At 73.8% G+C, this 17,498-nt stretch carries 13 protein-coding genes; 8 read left to right on the forward strand and 5 right to left on the reverse strand.

What is annotated here, in order from left to right; translation table 11 throughout:
• Positions 1-3 precede the first annotated feature (3 nt).
• Complete coding sequence (locus tag J4E96_RS12810) at positions 4-1,296, forward strand: cation:proton antiporter (protein ID WP_227422486.1); 1,293 nt, start codon at positions 4-6, stop codon at positions 1,294-1,296.
• A 90-nt stretch (positions 1,297-1,386) separates the two neighbouring features.
• Here J4E96_RS12810 and J4E96_RS12815 read toward each other — a convergent pair whose 3' ends face one another.
• Both J4E96_RS12815 and J4E96_RS12820 read right to left on the reverse strand, forming a co-directional pair.
• Positions 1,387-2,121: an HpcH/HpaI aldolase family protein gene (locus J4E96_RS12815; RefSeq protein ID WP_227422487.1), complete on the reverse strand. Its 735-nt coding sequence runs from the start codon at positions 2,119-2,121 to the stop codon at positions 1,387-1,389.
• 95 nt (positions 2,122-2,216) lie between these two features.
• On the reverse strand, positions 2,217-3,938 hold the full coding sequence (locus J4E96_RS12820) for an IlvD/Edd family dehydratase (RefSeq protein WP_227422488.1): 1,722 nt from the start codon (positions 3,936-3,938) through the stop codon (positions 2,217-2,219).
• Between the two features lie 40 nt (positions 3,939-3,978).
• Between J4E96_RS12820 and J4E96_RS12825 the strand changes: the two genes are divergently transcribed.
• From J4E96_RS12825 to J4E96_RS12845, 5 genes are all read left to right on the forward strand, one after another.
• Complete coding sequence (locus J4E96_RS12825) at positions 3,979-4,788, forward strand: IclR family transcriptional regulator (RefSeq protein ID WP_227422489.1); 810 nt, start codon at positions 3,979-3,981, stop codon at positions 4,786-4,788.
• Positions 4,789-4,805: 17 nt separating this feature from the next.
• Positions 4,806-5,702, forward strand: coding sequence for an SMP-30/gluconolactonase/LRE family protein (locus J4E96_RS12830; protein WP_227422490.1), 897 nt, complete (start codon positions 4,806-4,808; stop codon positions 5,700-5,702).
• Positions 5,699-6,715 (forward strand): zinc-dependent alcohol dehydrogenase, encoded by a 1,017-nt coding sequence (locus J4E96_RS12835; protein ID WP_227422491.1) that lies wholly within the window; start codon positions 5,699-5,701, stop codon positions 6,713-6,715. The genes J4E96_RS12830 and J4E96_RS12835 overlap by 4 nt, the downstream gene beginning before the upstream one ends.
• Before the next feature lie 75 nt (positions 6,716-6,790).
• Positions 6,791-7,183: an ArsR/SmtB family transcription factor gene (locus J4E96_RS12840; protein WP_227422492.1), complete on the forward strand. Its 393-nt coding sequence runs from the start codon at positions 6,791-6,793 to the stop codon at positions 7,181-7,183.
• On the forward strand, positions 7,180-7,764 hold the full coding sequence (locus J4E96_RS12845) for a GNAT family N-acetyltransferase (protein WP_227422493.1): 585 nt from the start codon (positions 7,180-7,182) through the stop codon (positions 7,762-7,764). Before J4E96_RS12840 ends, J4E96_RS12845 begins: the two co-directional genes overlap by 4 nt.
• 32 nt (positions 7,765-7,796) lie before the next feature.
• Here the strand turns inward: J4E96_RS12845 and J4E96_RS12850 are convergent, their stop codons facing one another.
• The 3 genes from J4E96_RS12850 to J4E96_RS12860 all read right to left on the reverse strand — a co-directional run bounded on the left by J4E96_RS12850 (position 7,797) and on the right by J4E96_RS12860 (position 13,836).
• A complete protein-coding gene (locus J4E96_RS12850) occupies positions 7,797-9,002 on the reverse strand; it encodes an aminotransferase class I/II-fold pyridoxal phosphate-dependent enzyme (RefSeq protein WP_227422494.1) in 1,206 nt (401 codons plus the stop codon).
• Entirely contained in the window at positions 8,999-12,115 is a 3,117-nt protein-coding gene (locus J4E96_RS12855; RefSeq protein WP_227422495.1) for an EAL domain-containing protein, read from the reverse strand. The genes J4E96_RS12850 and J4E96_RS12855 overlap by 4 nt, the downstream gene beginning before the upstream one ends.
• A 149-nt stretch (positions 12,116-12,264) precedes the next feature.
• Complete coding sequence (locus tag J4E96_RS12860; protein ID WP_227422496.1) at positions 12,265-13,836, reverse strand: aspartate:alanine exchanger family transporter; 1,572 nt, start codon at positions 13,834-13,836, stop codon at positions 12,265-12,267.
• Between the two features lie 264 nt (positions 13,837-14,100).
• Here J4E96_RS12860 and J4E96_RS12865 point away from each other — a divergent pair, with 264 nt between their 5' ends.
• Together J4E96_RS12865 and J4E96_RS12870 are read left to right on the forward strand one after the other, a co-directional pair.
• Positions 14,101-14,919, forward strand: coding sequence for an ABC transporter ATP-binding protein (locus J4E96_RS12865; protein WP_227422497.1), 819 nt, complete (start codon positions 14,101-14,103; stop codon positions 14,917-14,919).
• On the forward strand, positions 14,919-17,492 hold the full coding sequence (locus J4E96_RS12870; protein ID WP_227422498.1) for an ABC transporter permease: 2,574 nt from the start codon (positions 14,919-14,921) through the stop codon (positions 17,490-17,492). Before J4E96_RS12865 ends, J4E96_RS12870 begins: the two co-directional genes overlap by 1 nt.
• The last annotated feature ends 6 nt before the right edge of the window (positions 17,493-17,498 follow it).

The raw sequence follows: 17,498 nt of genomic DNA on the forward strand, positions 1-17,498 counted from the left end.
GCGGTGATCGAGGTAGATGTTGCCGGGGCCCTGTTCGCGGCCGCCGGGCTGGCGACCCTCGCGGCGGCGCTGCTCCCGAAGGTGCTCGGCCGCGCGCCGATCTCGATGCCGATGGTGTTTCTCGCGGCGGGCATGGCCGGGTTCGCGCTCATCCCCGACCTGCCGAGCCCCGACCCGATGGACCACCCGGCCGTTACGCTCCATCTCACCGAGGTCTGCGTCATCGTGTCGCTCATGGGCGCCGGGCTCGCGCTCAACCGCCCGATCGGCTGGGGCACCTGGTCGTCCACGTGGCGCCTGCTCGCGATCACGATGCCGCTGTCGATGCTCGCGGTCGGCCTCCTCGGCTCGTTCGCGCTCGGGCTCGGCGCGGCGAGCGCCGTGCTGCTCGCGGCCGCGCTCGCGCCCACCGATCCCGTGCTCGCGACCGAGGTCCAGGTCAGCGAGCCGGTCGCCGATCCCGACCACGCCGACGACGAGGCCCGGTTCGCACTGACGTCCGAGGCGGGCCTCAACGACGGGCTCGCGTTCCCGTTCACCTACGCGGCGATCGCGATCAGCCTGGCCGGGGTCGCGCCCGGCGGCTGGCTGGCGCGCTGGGCGCTGGTGGACGTCGGCTGGCGGCTCGCGGTCGGCGTCGGCGTCGGGCTCGCCGTCGGATGGCTGCTCGGGCGCCTGTTCTTCTCCGCGCTCTCGGAGCGGCTCGCCCTGACCGAGAAGTCCGAGGGCTTCGTTGCGCTCGCCGCGACCTTCATCGCCTACGGCGTGGCCGAGCTCGCCGCGGGCTACGGCTTCGTCGCCGTCTTCGTGTGCGCCGTGACGATCCGGCGCGCCGAGCGCGAGCACGGCTACCACAGCGTGCTGCACACGTTCGTCGAGCAGATCGAGCGCGTGCTGACGGTCGCGGTCATCGTGCTGCTGGGCGGCGCCGTGTCCCGCGGCCTCCTGGCCGACATCGGCTGGCCGGAGGTCGCGGTCGCGCTCGCCGTGCTGCTGGTCATCCGCCCGGTCGCCGGCTGGCTCGGGCTCAGCCCGGGAAAGACCGGCCCGGGCGAGCGCGCCGTCATCGCGTTCTTCGGGGTGCGGGGCGTCGGGTCCCTGTTCTACGTCGCGTACGCCCTCGAGCACGGGGACTTCCCCGGCGCCGACCGGCTCTGGGCGGTCGTCGCGCTCGTGGTCGTCGGCTCCATCGTGATCCACGGCGTCACCGCGACCCCGCTCATGGCGGCGCTGGACCGCCGGCGGGCCCGGGCCTCGTCGCGCCGCGGCTCGGACACCGCGACGACGCCGGCCTGACGCCGCGCGCCCGGCCCGCCGCACGGCTCACGTCTCACGGCTCACGGCTCACGGCTCACGGCTCACGGCTCACGTCTTACGGGCTGCGGCTCACGGGCGCGGGATGAGCCCCTGCGCCGCGCCCAGGCCCTGCTCGAGGATGATCGAGTCGGTCGCGCAGGTGAGCATCGAGACCCCGCGCGCCGCCCAGTGCTCGGCCATCTCCTGCCCGTCGCAGTGCAGCCCCGCGACGATGCCGTTCGCGGCGCACGCGGCCACGATCCGGTCGAGCATCGCGGCGATCGGGGCGCTCGTGCGGAAGGTCTCCCGCCCGTAGCCGGTGCTCAGCGCCAGGTCGTTCGGGCCGATGTAGATCCCCGCGAGCCCGGGAACGGCGGCGATCTCCTCGACCGCGGCGAGGCCCACCGCGGTCTCGATCATCACGAAGCACTCCACGCCGGCGTCGGCGTCGGCGGGCTGCGGCGCCTCGCCCGCCCAGATCGGCCCCCAGCTGCGCGCGCCACCCGCAAGGTAGCGGCACGAGGCCGCCGCCGCCGTCGCCTGCTCGACCGTGTCGACCATCGGCACGATCACCGCCTGCGCGCCGAGGTCGAGCGCGCGCATCACGTACTCGGGCCGGTTCCACGGGACGCGGACGACGCAGCGGCTGCCGCCGGCCCGGACCGCCATGACGAGCGCGTGCAGGTTCGCCATGTCGGCGAGGCCGTGCTGCAGGTCGAGGCACACGTAGTCGAACCCGGCGCGGCCCAGGGTGCGCGCCACCGCGACCGAGTCGAGGTTGCTCCACAGCCCGTACGCGGGCGCCGTGCGATCGAGGGTGCTCATGAGGATCTCGCTCCTGTGTCGTGCTGCGTCGGGTCGGTGTCGTGGTGGGTCGGTGTCGTGGTGGGTCGGGCTGGCCGCGGAGGGAGGCGGGGGCCTCAGTGCGACTCCCGGCTCACCTGGTCGCCGCTCGAGCCGAGCAGGAAGTCCAGGTCGGCGCCGGTGTCGGCCTGCAGCACGTGGTCGATGTAGAGGCGCTCCCAGCCGCGGCGCGGCGCCGCGAAGCCCTGCACGGTCGCGACGTTCGGCACGCGCCGGGCAAGCTCGGCGTCCGGGACGTCGAGGTCGAGGCGGCGAGCCGCGACGTCGAGCACGATGTAGTCGCCGGTCTGCACGAGGGCGAGCGGCCCGCCGGCGGCGGCCTCGGGGGCCACGTGCAGCACGACGGTGCCGTACGCCGTCCCGCTCATCCGCCCGTCGCAGACCCGCACCATGTCGCGCACCCCCCGCGCGAGGAGCTTGCGGGGCAGCGGCATGTTGGCGACCTCGGGCATGCCCGGGTACCCCTTCGGGCCGCAGCCGCGCAGCACGAGGACGGAGTCGGCGTCGACGTCGAGGTCCGGGTCGTCGATGCGCGCGTGCATGTCCTCGATGGTGTCGAAGACGACGGCGCGGCCGCGGTGCTGGAGCAGCTCCGGGGACGCGGCGGCGGGTTTGATGAGCGCACCCGCGGGCGCGAGGCTGCCGCGCAGGACGGCGATGCCGGACGCCGCCTGCAGCGGCGCCGAGCGCGCGGAGATGACGTCGGCGTCCCAGATCCGCGCGTCGTCGAGGTAGTCGACCAGGGGCCGGCCGGTCACGGTCAGCGCCGTCGGGTCGAGCAAGTCCCGGACCTCCCGCAGCACGGCGAGCAGGCCGCCCGCCCGGTGGAAGTCCTCCATGAGGTACTTTCCGGCGGGCTGGAGGTTGACGAGCAGGGGCACCCGCGAGCCGATCCGGTCGAAGTCGTCGAGCGTGAGGTCGATGCCGAGCCGCCCGGCGATCGCGAGCAGGTGGACGACGGCGTTCGTCGACCCGCCGGTCGCGGCGAGCGCGACGATCGCGTTCTGGAACGAGCCCGCCGAGAGGATGTCGCTGGGGCGGCGGCCCTGCTGCACGAGCTCGACGGCGAGCCGGCCCGTCTCGTGCGACATCTCGAGCAGCCGGCTGTCCGGGGCGGGCGTGCCCGCGAGGCCGGGGAGGATCGTGCCGAGCGCCTCGGCGACGAGCGCCATGGTCGACGCCGTCCCCATCGTGTTGCAGTGGCCGCGGCTGCGGATCATCGACGACTCCGAGCGGCTGAACTGCTCCTGGGAGAGCGTGCCGGCGCGCACCTCCTCGCTCAGCCGCCAGACGTCGGTGCCGCAGCCGAGCGGCGTGCCCTCGAAGGTGCCGGTCAGCATGGGGCCGCCCGGGACGACGACGGCGGGCAGGTCGACCGAGGCCGCGGCCATGAGCAGCGACGGGATCGTCTTGTCGCAGCCGCCGAGCAGGACGACGCCGTCGATCGGGTTGGCCCGCAGCATCTCCTCCGTCGCCATCGCGGCCATATTGCGCCAGAGCATCGCGGTGGGCCGGACCTGGGTCTCGCCGAGCGAGACGACGGGCATCGTGAGCGGGATGCCGCCGGCCTCGAGGATGCCCGCGCGCACGCTCTCGGCGACCTCATTCAGGTGCGCGTTGCAGGGGGTCAGGTCGGACGCCGTGTTGGCGATCGCGATGTGCGGCCGGCCGTCGAAGGCGTGGGGCGGCAGGCCCCGGCGCATCCAGGCCCGATGGATGTAGGCGTTGCGGTCGTCGCCGCCGTACCACTGCGAGCTGCGGTGCTCGGTCACGATCATCTTCCATTTCCTGGAACGACGGTCTAGCATGCGGAATACGATGCACCCTACTCGTGGAGACGGCGGCTCGGAAGAGCGGCCGGAAGACCAGTCGGCTGACCCGACCGACGATCGGCTCGTCGGGTCGGACCGGGTCCTCGCGGTGCTGACGGCCCTCGCGGGGTACCCGGAGGGCATCGGGCTCGACGAGCTGGCCCGCTCGGTCCACAGCCCGAAGCCGACCGTTCACCGCGCCCTCGCGTCGCTGCGGCGGGCCGGGCTCGCCCGCCAGGACGGGCGCGGGCACTACGTCCTCGGCGACGAGTTCCTGCGACTGGCCTTCGCACACCACGAGGCGCGCCCCGAGCACGTGCGCGTCCACCCGATCCTCGAGCGGCTCAGCCAACGGTTCGGCGAGACGGTCCACTACGCCGTGCTCGAGGGCGGGTCCGTGGTCTACCGGGCCAAGGTCGACCCGCCCGCGGGAGCCATCAAGCTCACCTCGGTCGTCGGCGGCCGCAACCCCGCGCACACCACCGCCGTCGGCAAGCTGCTGCTGAGCGACCGGCTCCCCGACCTGGCGGCCGTGCGCGCCTGGGTCGGCGATCGCGACCTCGAGCGGCGGACCGAGCACACGCTGACCACCCCCGAGGCGCTGCACGCGGAGCTCGCCCGCACGCGGGCGCGCGGCTACGGCGTCGACGACGAGGAGAACGAGCCCGGCGTCAGCTGCCTCGCCCTGCCCCTGTTCCTCACGTCGCCGACGGCGGCGAGCGGGGCGATCAGCGTGAGCGCGCTGTCCTACCGGACGCCGCTGCCGGCGCTCATCGCCGATCTGCCCACGATCCGCTCGATCATCACCGGTGCCTAGGCCCAGGAGCTCAGACCATGACCACGTATACCGCCCACCCCGCCTCCGCCCAGGCGTACGGCCTCGGCGAGGGGCCCGTCTGGGACGCTGCCCGAGGCCGGGTGATCTGGGTCGACATCCCCGGAGGCGCGGTGCTCGAGGGCGAGCTGCGCGGCGACCAGGTCGAGGTGACCGCCGAGCACGCGTTCGCCGGGACCGTCGGCGCAGCGGTTCCCGCGGCCGACGGGCGGCTGCTGGTCGCGGGCCAGGAGCGGCTCGTCGTCCTCGCGCCGTCGGGCGAGCGCACGCTGGGCACCCGCGTCGTCGTCGCCGGCCACGCGAGCCGCACGAACGACGGCGCCGTCGACCCCGCCGGTCGGCTGCTCATCGGGACGCTCGCGCTCGCCGACGACGACGGCGCCCCGCCACACGAGCGCCTGCTCCGGGTCGAGGACGACGGCCGACTCACCGTGATCGACGACGACCTCACCCTCTCCAACGGCCTCGCCTGGTCGGCGGATGGTTCGACCCTGTACTCGATCGACACCCTGGCCCGGCGGGTCTGGGCCCGCGACTACGACGCCGCCACGGGCGCCGTCGGCGAGCGACGCGAGCACCTGCGGGTCACCGGCGGGCTGCCCGACGGGCTGTGCGCGGACACCGCCGGGAACCTATGGATCGCGATCTGGGGCGACGGCGAGGTCCGCCGGTACGCCCCGGACGGGACGATCCGCGACGTCGTCCGGGTCGATGCCCCACTCACCTCGAGCGTTGCCTTCGTCGGACCCGGGCGCGATCTGCTGCTCATCACGACCGCACGCGACGAGCTCGCGCCGGCCGAGCTCGCCGAGCACCCCGACTCCGGCCGGCTCTTCAGCGTGCGGGTCGACGCCGTCGGAGTCCCGACGACCGCCTGGTCGGGGGTCGGGGCATGAGGGCCTTCGTGCTGACGGGGCCGCGCGAGTTCGGGGTCCAGGACGTGCCCGCGCCGGTCGCGAGGCCCGGCCAGGTGGTCGTCGACATCGAGCGGGTCGGGGTCTGCGGGACGGACGTCGAGTTCTTCACGGGCGAGATGCACTACCTGCACACCGGCCAGGCGGCATACCCGATGCTGCTCGGGCACGAGTGGTGCGGCACGGTCTCGTCGGTCGGCGCCGGCGTGGACCCGAGCTGGCTCGGCCGGCGCACGACGGGCGACACCATGCTCGGGTGCGGCGAGTGCTACCGCTGCCGCAGCGGGCGGCACCACGTGTGCGGGCGGCGGCACGAGATCGGGATCCGCGGCGGCTGGCGGGGGGCGCTCGCCGAGCAGCTGCTCGTGCCCGCGGTCGCGCTGCACGCGCTGCCCGACGCCGTCGACGTCGTCGCGGGTGCGCTCGTCGAGCCGGGCGGGAACGCGCTGCGGGCGGTGCGGGGCGCCGCGCTCTCCCCCGGCATGCGGGTCCTCGTGCTCGGGCCCGGCACGATCGGGCTCCTCGCCGCGCTGTTCGCGCGGGCGGCCGGGGCACAGGTGCACCTGATGGGCCGGTCAGAGCGCTCGCTGGGGTTCGCCCGGACGCTCGGCTTCGCCGGGGTGTGGCCCGGGGACGGCTTGCCCGCGCTCGCCTGGGACGCGGTCATCGACGCCTCGAACGCGCCCGCCCTGCCCGCCCGCGCGGTCGACCTCGTCGAGCCTGGTCGGCGCGTCGTGTTCGTGGGACTCGCCGGGACCCCGAGCACGGTCGACACGCGGCTGCTCGCGCTCAAGGACGTGACGGCGGTGGGCATCCTCGGCGGGTCGGCCGGCCTGGCGGGCGCGATCGAGCAGTACGCGGCCGGCGCCGTCGACCCGCGCCCGCTCGTGGCGGCGACCGTCGGGCTCGAGCGGGCGGGCGAGGTGCTCGGCGGCTGGCGGCCGCGGGACGAGGTGAGCGCCGCACCGAAGATTCACGTCGACCCCCGGATCTGACGTTGCCTCGACAGGTGCCCATATCGACGGGTGTCCATATCGACAGCGGTAGATGGAGTCGCGCATACTGACCGGATGCCGCCGCTCCCCGCCCTCGCCCTCACCGCTGCGGAGCCGACCGCGAGCTGCGCCCCGCTCACGCGGGCCCCGCTCGGCGCTCGGGACGCCGTCGACCTTGCGCGGGTCGTCAAGGCCCTCGCCGACCCCGCCCGGCTGCGTCTCATCTCGCTGATCTCGGCGCACGAAGGCGGCGAGGCGTGCGTGTGCGACCTGATCGAACCGCTCGGCCTCAGTCAGCCGACCGTCTCCCACCACCTGAAGGTGCTGGTGGACGCCGGCCTGCTCACCCGCGACAAGCGCGGCGTCTGGGCGTTCTACGCGATCGTGCCGCAGGCGTTGAGCGCCCTCGCGGCCGTCCTGGACGCCGGGCTCACCGCGCCCGCGAGCGCCGCACCCGCCGACGCATGACCGCGCGCACCGAGCGCACGGCCGCAGCACCGGCGCCCGTCGACGCAGCGCCCGTCGTCGCGGCGCCCGCGCCCGTCGTCGCGGCGCTCACCGCGGCCGAGTGGCCCGCCGTCCGGGCGATCTACGCCGCCGGCATCGCGACCGGCCACGCGACGTTCGAGTCCGAGCCGCCGAGCTGGGCGGCCTTTGACGCCGCCAAGCTGGCCGCGCACCGCCTCGTGGCTCAAGCCGAGGCCGGCGGCGAGGTGATCGGCTGGACGGCCGCGATCGCGACATCCGACCGGTGCGCATACGCCGGCGTCGTCGAGCACTCGCTGTACGTCGACGCTCGGGCGCGCGGGCGCGGCGTCGGCGGCGTCCTGCTGCGCGCGCTCATCGCGTCCACCGAGTCCGCCGGGATCTGGACGATCCAGTCGGGCGTGTTCGTCGAGAACGAGGCGAGCCTCGCCCTGCATCGGTCCGCCGGGTTCCGGGTCGTGGGCCACCGCGAGCGCGTCGCCCGCATGGCCTACGGTCCGCTCGCGGGCAGATGGCGCGACGTCGTGCTGCTCGAGCGCCGAAGCCCGGTCGCCGGCGCCTGAGTGGTACAGGGCGCCCGAGCGGTTCGGGCCGCTCAGCCCGCGCCGCGCCGCAGGCCGAAGCGGTCGGCCAGGGCGCGCAGGGCCCCGCAGAGCTCGCCGATCTCGTCGTCGCCGTTGGCGGCCGTGACCTGGATGCGGAAGCCGACCTCGGACCGGGGCACCAAGGGGTACGTCGCGAGCGTGACGTAGATGCCGGCGTCGAACAGGAACTGGCCGACGGCGTCGGCGTCGCCGGCGTCGGCCAGCGGGATCTCGATGATCGGGAAGCCCGAGGTGTTCGGCGTCGCAAGCCCAAGGGCCGCCACCGTCTCGAGCACCCGCGCCGTCTTGCGATGCAGGTCCGCCCGGATGGCGTCGCCGCGCGCGGCGTTGACCTCGAAGCCCGTGAGCACCGTGGCGAGCGAGGCGACCGGCGACGGACCCGAGTACAGGTAGGGTGCCGCCTCGACCTTGAGCCGCTGCTTCAGCGCCGTCGGGACGGCGAGGAACGCGAGCAGCGACGAGTAGGCCTTCGAGAACCCGCCGACGAGCACGAGGTCGTCGTAGCCGACCCCGCTGTGCCGGACGAGCGAGTTCCCGCGGGACCCGTACGGGCTGCTCTCGTGCTGCCCGCGTTCGCCGATCACCCCGAACCCGTGCGCGTCGTCGATGTAAAGCAGCGCGCCGTGCGCCCGCGTCACGGCCGCGAGCGCCACGAGGTCCGGCGGGTTGCCCGTCATGGAGTTGATGCCGTCGCCGCACACAAGCTTCGACGCCCCGGCGGGCGCCTGCGCGAGCAGCGCCGCGAGCGCCTCGAGATCGCCGGACGGGTAGCGCCGGACGGTGGCCCCGCGCGCCCGGGCCATGACGCAGCCGTCGTAGATGGTCCGGTGCGCCCGCGAGTCCAGGAAGATCCAGCCCTCCCCGGCGATCGCCGGGATCACCGACATGTGGATGTGCGTGATCGTCGGCAGCACGAGCGAGTCCGGCGCCCCGAGGAGCTCCGTGAGCTGATCCTCGATGTCGACGTATGGCCGCGGGCTGCCGAGCAGCCGCGACCAGCTCGGATGGGTCCCCCACCGGCGCAGGTACCCGTCGACCGAGTCGATGATCTCCGGGTCGAGGTCGAATCCGAGGTAGTTGCACGACGCGAAGTCGGCCAGCCAGTGGTCACCCACGCGGATCCGGCGGCCCTTGACCTCCTCGATGACGGCGTCGTACAGGGGCGAGGAGAACGCGGCCACGTCGAGCGCGCTCATCCGACCCCCCGACCCGCTTCGATCGGGTCGAGACTCAGCCCGGCGGCCAGCAGGTCGGACATCCGATCCGCGGTGACCGGCCGCGAGTAGAGGTACCCCTGGCCGAGCCCGCAGCCCATCGCGGCGAGCTCGTCGCGCTGGTCGACGCGCTCGATGCCCTCGGCGACGACCTCGAGGCGCAGCGAGTGGCCGAGCGTGATGATCGCCGACACCAGCGCACCGGCGTCGAGGTCGTCGACCCCGAGCCCGTCGACGAACGACTTGTCGACCTTGAGGACGTCGAGCTGGAACTTCTGCAGGTACGACAGGCTGGAGTAGCCCGTGCCGAAGTCGTCCATGGCGATCTTGATCCCGGCCTCCCGCAGCGCGCTGAGCTGCGAGGAGATCGTCGGGTCGTTCAGCGCGAAGATCGACTCGGTCAGCTCGAGCACGAGGATCGTCGGCGGGATCGAGTGCTTGCGCAGGGCGGTGCGCACATCCTCGAGGTAGTGCTTCTCGTGCAGCTCGCGCGCCGAGACGTTCACCGAGAGCCGCAGGCCGCAGTAGCCCGCCTCGAGCCAGGCGTGCATCTGCGCGCACGCCTTGTCGAACACCAGGCGTCCGAGCGCGACGATGAGTCCCGTCTCCTCCGCGAGCGGGATGAACTCGTACGGTGAGACGAGCCCCCGCTCGGGATGCTCCCAGCGCACGAGCGCCTCGCAGCCGGCGATGCGCCCGGTCTCGATCGAGACGATCGGCTGGTAGTGCACGAGGAACTCGTCGGCCGCCAGCCCTCGCTCGAGGTCCGAGCGCTGGGCGAGCCGGTCGAGCATCTTGGTGCTGAGGTCGCGGTGGTACAGGCGGGCCTGCCCCTTGCCCAGGTCCTTCGCCGCGTACAGCGCGAGGTCGGCGCACCGCATCAGCTCGGTCATGGCCAGCTTCTCGTGCGGACCGCCGGTGACGACGACGCCGACGCTCGCGCCGATACGCGTCGCCTCGCCGTCGAGCACGAACGGTGTCGCGAAGGTGGCCAGCACGCGATCGGCGAAGATCTCGGCCTCGCCGACGTCGGCCAGGTCTTCGACCAGCACCGCGAACTCGTCGCCGCCGAAGCGCGAGACCGTCGAGCCCGATCGGCACGTCGCGGCGAGCCGCGCCGCGATCTGGATGAGCAGGTCGTCGCCGCTCGCGTGCCCGCGCGTGTCGTTGACCTCCTTGAAGTCGTCGAGGTCGATCATCAGCACCGCGAGCACCGAACCCTGCCGCGACGTGCGGGCCAGCGCGTGCTCGGCTCGGTCGTGGAACAGCGCTCGGTTGGGCAGCCCGGTCAGCGCGTCGTGGAAGGCCTGGTGCTTGAGCTCGACCTCCAGGGCCCGCCGCTCCGACACGTCGCGCATGGTCAGCAGGATCCCCCCGACGCTCGGGTCCCGCAGCAGGTTGTCGGAGAGCACCTCGAACGCGACGAACGACCCGTCGTGGCGGCGCAGGTGCCAATCGGCGATGGCCTGCGCATGGGAGGTCCCCGCACCGAAGGCCGCGAAGATCGCCCGGGCCTCGCCCGCGTCGCTAGGGTGCAGGAACTCGACGATGTCCCGACCGACGACGTCACCCGCGTCGTGACCCAGGTTTCGCCCGAGCGACGGCGTGCCGTAGGTGATCTCGCCCTCGGCGGTCACGACGACGATGATGTCGGAGGCGGCCTGCAGGATCCCCCGGTACCGCTTGTCGCTGCGGCGCCGGCGCAGGTCCTCTGCCAGCTTCGCGCTCTCGACGGCGAGCGCCACCTGCGCGGCCAGGGTCGCGAAGGCGCCGTGCGTGTCGGAGGTCATGGCCGACGTGCTCTCGACGACGAGCATCCCGCGGTCGGCCCGGTCCGAGCGGAACGAGGTCACGCTCACGGTGCCCGCCGGGTCGAGGCAGCCGCCCGCGGCCGCCGTCAGCCAGAATCGATCGACCGCGCCGTCGTCGAGCGGCACGCCCGAGGCCGCCACGCACTGCACGCCCGTCGGGCTCGCCACGAAGATCGCCGCCCCGGCGAGGCTGCCGCCGGTGCCGGTCAGCGCCGCCACGCCGTCGAGCGCGACCTGGTAGATCGCCTCGAGCCCGTGCGCCGAGACCAGCGCCTCGCCCGACGTGCGCAGGATCCGCTCGCGTTGAACGGACTGCTGGTGCACCTCGAGCAGGCCCCACAGCCGGGCGATGACCAGCAGGAACAGCGCGGTCGAGAACAGCGCCACGGTGCTGGCGTGGACGACGCCGCCCCGGGTCGCCTCGGCGAGCAGCACGGTCGGCGAGATCAGGGTGACCCCCGCCAGCACCGAGACCCGGGCCGGGCCGATGTACGTGCTCGGGCGCGGCGCGAGCTCCGCGAGCTTGATCATCGACGGGTGCAGCGCGGCCGCACCCCAGCCGACGTAGAACAGGATCCAGCCGGCGTCGATCGGACCGCCGGTCTGCCACGCGCCCGCGAGCTGGCCGAGGCCGTAGAGGATGTCGGCGACGAGCAGCCCGCCCGCCCCGACGATCAGGAGCTGCATCGCACGGAACCGTAGCCCCCCGGCGGTGACCAGGCGCGCGAGCATCGCGATCACGAGGACGTCGCCGAGCGGGTAGGCGACGGAGACGACCCGGCCGATCCCGGAGCCCGGAGCTTCGTAGTTCGGCAGCACGAGGTAGACCCACACCAGCAGGCCGATCCCGGTGGTGATGATCACGGCGTCGATCAGGCTGGCCCGGTCGTGGGTCGCCGACCGGCCGCGGATGAACAGGTAGATCCCCGCCGCGGCGAGCGGGTAGGTCAGCAGGTAGAAGAGGTCGGCCACCGACGGGTACGGGTTCAGCTGCCCGAGCGGCCCGGTCAGCACGCTGTACGCCGTATCGCCCGCGAACAGCGTGAACTGCGCCCCGGCGAGCAGGTACCAACCCGCCGCCTGGCGCGGCCGGTTGAGCCGGACCCCCGCGACCGTGGCGGCGACCGACAGCAGCCCGAGCGGGGCCCACAGGAGCGGGCCGAGCGCGGGGAGCGCGAAGAAGGCGACGGCAAGCACGCCCGCGACGGCGAGGAAGGCCAACCAGAGCCACGGCGGCGCAGCAGGCGACGCCCTCTCGGCTGCGCGGACGGACGGACCGGGCACGGCGACCTCATCTCGGCGGAATAGTCACACCTCACATCGGCGCGCAACTCGACGTTGTAAGGAGAAATCGCCCAGAAGGTGCCGAGACGGCGCCCGCACGCGCCTGGAACCGCGCCGAGGGAGCCGCTGGCCCCGCACCACCCGCGGGCTCAGAGCGCCAGGATCACCTGGACGAGCAGGATCTTGACGATGATCGCGAGCGCGAACACGGCCGCGTACCCCGAGTCGACCCGCTCGTCGGCGGTCCGTCCGTTCGCGAAGGCGAGGATCGCCGGCTGCCCGACGAAGCCCGCGAGGGCCCCCGCCGCGCGCGCCGAGCTGAGCCCGATCAGGCGGGCCAGCGCCACGAAGAGCAGGGCAGAGCCGGCGACGACGACCGCGGCCGTGACCCCGATGCGGAGCCCGAGCGGCGTGAACGCCTGGGCAGCGAACGCCTGCCCCGACGCGAGCCCGGTCGCGGCGAGGAACAGCAGCAGCCCGAGCTGGCGGATGGTCAGGTTCGCCGCCTTCGGCAGCACCCACACGAGCGGCCCGGTGCGCTCGACCCGCCCGAGGATCATGCCGACGACGAGCGGCCCGGCCGCCGCGCCGAGCGCGAACCGGATCCCGCCCGGCAGCGGGATCGCGATGAGCCCGAGCAGCAAGCCGGCCGCCATGCCGACGCCGAGGGAAAGGGCATCCACCTCGCTGACCTGCCGCTCGGAGTCCCCGAACAGGTCGGAGACCGCGGGGATCTTGTCCCGCGGCACGATCACGCGCACCCGGTCGCCTAGCTCGAGCACGAAGTCGTCGTTCGCCAGCAGGTCGAGGTCGCCGCGCCGGATCCGGGTGACGATCCCGCCGAAGCGGCCCGGGATGTCGAGCTCGCCGACGCTGCGCCCGGCCACGTGGGGGTCGGACAGGATGAACCGTCGGAAGTGGACGGCGCTGCGGTCGTCGGCGAGGTGCTGGTCCACCCGGTGGCCGACGTGCGCGACGGCCTGCTCGACCGCCGGCTTCGGGCCGACGATCACGATGCGGTCGCCAAGCTTGAGTTCCTCGTCCACCGCGACGACGCGGGTGCGGCCCGCGCGCGCGAGGTAGGAGAACCGGACCGAGGCGTCTCGGATCTGCGGCACGGCGCTCATCGGGCCGGGAAGGTCGACCTCGACGCTGATGTCGATGAGCCCGCTGCCCGCGGCCGAGTCGACGTCGCGTCGCGCCCGCCAGGTCCGGCCGACCGTCCACGCGACGACGAGGATCGTGACGGTGACCCCGACCGGGTAGGCCAGCGCGTACCCGACGGCGGGCTCCTGGCTGCCGTCCGCACCGGCCGTGGCCGCGGCGAGCGCCGGCGTGCTGGTCAGCGCCCCGGCGAAGATCCCGGCGCCCAGCCCCGGCGACACCCCCAGGAGTGCGCCGAGCGCCGCGGTGCCGAGCGCCGCGACGACAAGGATCAACGCGGCCCCGCCCATCAGCGGCAGCTGGCGCAGCAGGTCGCGGAAGAAGGAGTTCCCCGCCGCGAGCCCGACGGTGTACACGAACAGACCGAGACCGAGGCTCTGGATGAGCCCGAGACCCTCGCCCAGCCGCGGATCCAGCGCGCCGACCGCCAACCCGATGAAGAGCGCGCCGGCCGCGCCGAACCGGACGGGTCCGAACGGGATGGCGCCGATCAGGGTGCCGAGCGCGAGGACAACGAGGATGGCGAGCAACGGCGAGGTGATCAGGATCTCAAGCATGTCCAGCCAGTCTATCGACGCCCCGCCCACCATCGACGCCCCCGCCCGGCGCCCCGTCGGACCGCCCGGGGTCCGAGCGCGCCGGCCGACCCTGAGAACTCACAGGCGCAAATCAGGGTTAGTTCAGGGTGCAGCCAGGGTGCTGACGGATCCCCACCGGTCGCCGGGCCCGCAAGAGTGGTCACGTCGCCACCAGCGGCGGTCCCTGACCAGCCCCGACCCCCCGAACGACCACGAAGGACGAGCATGTCGAAGCACGGCTCCATGACTCCCAGCACCTCCGCACCCGCACCTTCACCAGCACCCGCCCCCGCGAGCGCCATCGCCTCAGCGCGCGGACTCGTCAAGACGTACGGCGCGGGCCAGACGGCGGTCACGGCGCTGGCCGGCATCGACGTCGACTTCCGCCGCGGCGAGCTCACCGCGATCATGGGCCCGTCGGGCTCGGGCAAGTCGACCCTGATGCACTGCATGGCCGGGCTCGACACCGCCACGGCCGGCTCCGTGGTCGTCGACGGCGAGGACGTCGGCCTCATGAACCAGCGCCAGCTGACGCGGCTGCGCCGCACGCGGCTCGGGTTCATCTTCCAGGCGTTCAACCTCGTGCCCACCCTGACGGCGGCCGAGAACATCACCCTGCCGCTCGACATCGCGCGCCGCCCGGTCGATCGGGCTCACTTCGACGCGATCGTGGCCGCGCTCGGCCTCCAGGACCGGCTGGGGCACCGCCCGAGCGAGCTGTCCGGCGGGCAGCAGCAGCGCGTCGCGTGCGCGCGGGCCCTCGTCGCCAAGCCCGCCGTGATCTTCGCGGACGAGCCGACCGGAAACCTCGACTCGACCGCGTCCGGGCAGCTGCTCGGCTTCCTGCGCGCGTCGGTCGACGACCTCGGGCAGTCGGTCGTCATGGTGACCCACGACCCACGCGCCGCGTCCTTCGCGCACCGCGTCCTGTTCCTGGCCGACGGCGCTCTGGTCGCCGAGATCACCGCGCCGACCCAGGCGTCGGTCCTGGAGGTCCTCGGGTCGCTCGGCACGCCCGCGCCCGCCGCCGAGGCCGCGTCGCTCAGCTCGGTCGGCGCCTGATGGGCCGCGTCGCGCTCCGCGGCATCCGCGCCCACCTGGTGCGCTTCGTGCTGTCGGTGCTCGCCGTCACGCTCGGCGTCGCCTTCGTGGCGGGCACCTTCTCGCTGCGCACGATGATGTCGGCGACGTTCACGGATATCGTCCAGAGCTCGATGGTCGGCGATGCCTACGTCCGCGGCACCGCCGTTGCCGCGTCCGGGCCGCAGACCGCCGACTCCGCCCCCGCGGACGGCGAGCGCGGCTCGATCCCGGCCTCGCTCGCGGCGGAGCTCGCCGGCGTCGACGGCGTCGCGCACGCCTTCCCCGACCTCGAGGGCCCGATCGTCCTCGTCGGCGCGGACGGCACCGCGGTCATGGGCTCCGGGGCCCCGAGCTTCGCGATGGCCCTCGACCCGGACAACCCCACCGTCGACCTCGTGGCGGGCGCACTGCCCCGCAACGAGCGCGAGATCGCGCTGGAGTCGGCGACGCTTGAGACGTCGGGCCTGGCGCTGGGCGACGAGACGACGATCGTCCTGTTCGGCGAGCTGCGCACCGTGACCGTCGTCGGCGACCTGTCGTTCGGGGCGCCGGTCGCGGGCGCGACGATCACGTTCCTCGACGTCGCGACGGCGACCGCGGCGTTCGCCGCGGACGGCCAGGTGCCCTCGATCGAGGTGTTCGCCGATCCCGGGATCGACGAGCAGGACCTGGTCGACCGGATCAGCCCGCTGCTCGCGACGTCGGGCGCCGACGCGGCCCAGGCGGTCACGGGCGCCGCGGCACGCGCCGAGACCCAGGAGACGATCGACGAGTCCCTCGGCTTCGTCACCACGTTCCTGCTCGTGTTCGCGGGGATCTCGCTGTTCGTCGGCGCCTACATCATCGCGAACACGTTCGCGATGTCGGTGCGGGAACGGATGCGCGAGTTCGCGATGCTGCGCGCCGTCGGCGCCTCCCCCACGCAGGTGTTCGCCTCGATCCTCATCCAGGCAGGCGTCGTCGGCCTCGCCGGGTCGGCGGTGGGCATCGCGGCGGGAGTCGGCCTCGTGTCCGTGCTGCGGGTGGTCTTCGATCGCATGGGCATGGCACTGTCGGGCCAGGTCCCGCTGACGGTCGGCACGGTGGCGACCTCGCTGCTCATCGGGACGCTCGTGAGCCTCGCCGCCGCGGCGCTGCCCGCCCGGCGCGCCGCCCTGACGCCGCCCGTCGAGGCGATGCGCGACGACGTCGCGAGCGCCGAGAGGTCGCTCCGCGTGCGGACGATCGTCGGTCTCGCGTTCGCGGGAGCGGGCGCCGCCGCCGTGGTCGCGGCAGTCACCCTGGCCGACGCGAACGGCGCCGTCCTGCTCGGGCTCGGCGCGGTCGGCCTCGTCCTCGGGATGCTCCTGCTGGCGCCCGTGATCGCCCGCCGCACGCTCGGCGTCCTCGCGGCCGTCTTCGTCGCGACGGTCAAGCCCCTGGGCCGGCTCGCGCGCGGCAACGTTGTCCGCAACCCGCGGCGCACCGCGAACACCGCAGGCGCGCTGATGGTCGGGATGGCGCTCGTCGGCGCGGTCACCGTGCTCGCGGCCTCCGCAACCGTGTCGATCCGATCGATCGTCGAGACCGAGTGGGTCGCCGACTTCACGATCAGGTCGGCTACCTGGGACGTGCCCGCCGGCGTCGAGGCGCAGGTGACCGGGCTCGACTCGGTCGCCGCGGTGGACCGGGTCGACTACGGCACGGCGCTCGTGGCGACCGACGCCGCGGGCGCAGAGGCAGCACCCACGATGGAGATCATCGGGCTGCCGGTCGCGGCGTTCGGCCGGACCCTGGAGATCGAGACGGTCGAGGGCTCCCTCGGCGCGCTGGCCGACGGCGAGATCGCGGTCCAGGTCGCCGCGGCGAAGGACAACGGGTGGGAGCTCGGGGACACGGTGACCTTCGGGTCGGACGCGGCCGAGACGACCGCCGTCGTCGGCGCGATCGTCCGCTCCGACGGCTTCAGCGCGCCGATCCTGGCGCCCGACGACGTCTTCGCCGAGATCGTGTCGCCGGCGCACCGCGCGATCGACTCGCTGCTGGTCACTGCGGCGCCGGCCGCGACGCCCGCGCAGCTGCGCGCCGACCTGGTCGCGGTGGCGGCGCCGTACGCGGTGCTGTCGGTGCTCGACCAGGACGACTTCGCGTCGGACCTGGCCGCGCAGGTCGACCAGATCCTCGTGATCCTCTACGCGCTGCTCGGCCTCTCGGTCGTCATCGCGATCCTGGGGATCGTGAACACGCTCGCGCTGTCCGTGATCGAGCGCACGCGCGAGATCGGCCTCATGCGGGCCGTCGGCCTCGGCCGCGCGCAGCTGGCCGGGATCGTCACGATCGAGTCCGTCCTCACCGCCGTGTTCGGCACGCTCGTCGGGGTCGGCGTCGGGGTCGCGGTCGCGGCCGCCATGCCGACGTTGTTCGCGGACGTCGGGCTGACGACGCTCGCGATCCCCTGGGGCCAGCTCGCCGCGATGGTCGCGGCGGCCGCCGCCGTGGGCGTCCTCGCCGCGCTCTGGCCCGCCGTCCGGGCCGCGCGGCTGCCCGTGCTCGACGCCGTCGCCGCGGACTGAACCGAC

The sequence above is a fragment of the Pengzhenrongella sicca genome, assembly GCF_017569225.1.
Lineage (GTDB): Bacteria > Actinomycetota > Actinomycetes > Actinomycetales > Cellulomonadaceae > Pengzhenrongella > Pengzhenrongella sicca.

Coding starts and splice junctions, on each gene's coding strand:
- J4E96_RS12815 (WP_227422487.1), bottom strand. CDS start 2,121: ATGAGCACCCTCGATCGCACGGCGCCCGCGTACGGGCTGTGGAGCAAC.
- J4E96_RS12820 (WP_227422488.1), bottom strand. CDS start 3,938: ATGATCGTGACCGAGCACCGCAGCTCGCAGTGGTACGGCGGCGACGAC.
- J4E96_RS12825 (WP_227422489.1), top strand. CDS start 3,979: ATGCACCCTACTCGTGGAGACGGCGGCTCGGAAGAGCGGCCGGAAGAC.
- J4E96_RS12830 (WP_227422490.1), top strand. CDS start 4,806: ATGACCACGTATACCGCCCACCCCGCCTCCGCCCAGGCGTACGGCCTC.
- J4E96_RS12835 (WP_227422491.1), top strand. CDS start 5,699: ATGAGGGCCTTCGTGCTGACGGGGCCGCGCGAGTTCGGGGTCCAGGAC.
- J4E96_RS12840 (WP_227422492.1), top strand. CDS start 6,791: ATGCCGCCGCTCCCCGCCCTCGCCCTCACCGCTGCGGAGCCGACCGCG.
- J4E96_RS12845 (WP_227422493.1), top strand. CDS start 7,180: ATGACCGCGCGCACCGAGCGCACGGCCGCAGCACCGGCGCCCGTCGAC.
- J4E96_RS12850 (WP_227422494.1), bottom strand. CDS start 9,002: ATGAGCGCGCTCGACGTGGCCGCGTTCTCCTCGCCCCTGTACGACGCC.
- J4E96_RS12860 (WP_227422496.1), bottom strand. CDS start 13,836: ATGCTTGAGATCCTGATCACCTCGCCGTTGCTCGCCATCCTCGTTGTC.
- J4E96_RS12865 (WP_227422497.1), top strand. CDS start 14,101: ATGACTCCCAGCACCTCCGCACCCGCACCTTCACCAGCACCCGCCCCC.
- J4E96_RS12870 (WP_227422498.1), top strand. CDS start 14,919: ATGGGCCGCGTCGCGCTCCGCGGCATCCGCGCCCACCTGGTGCGCTTC.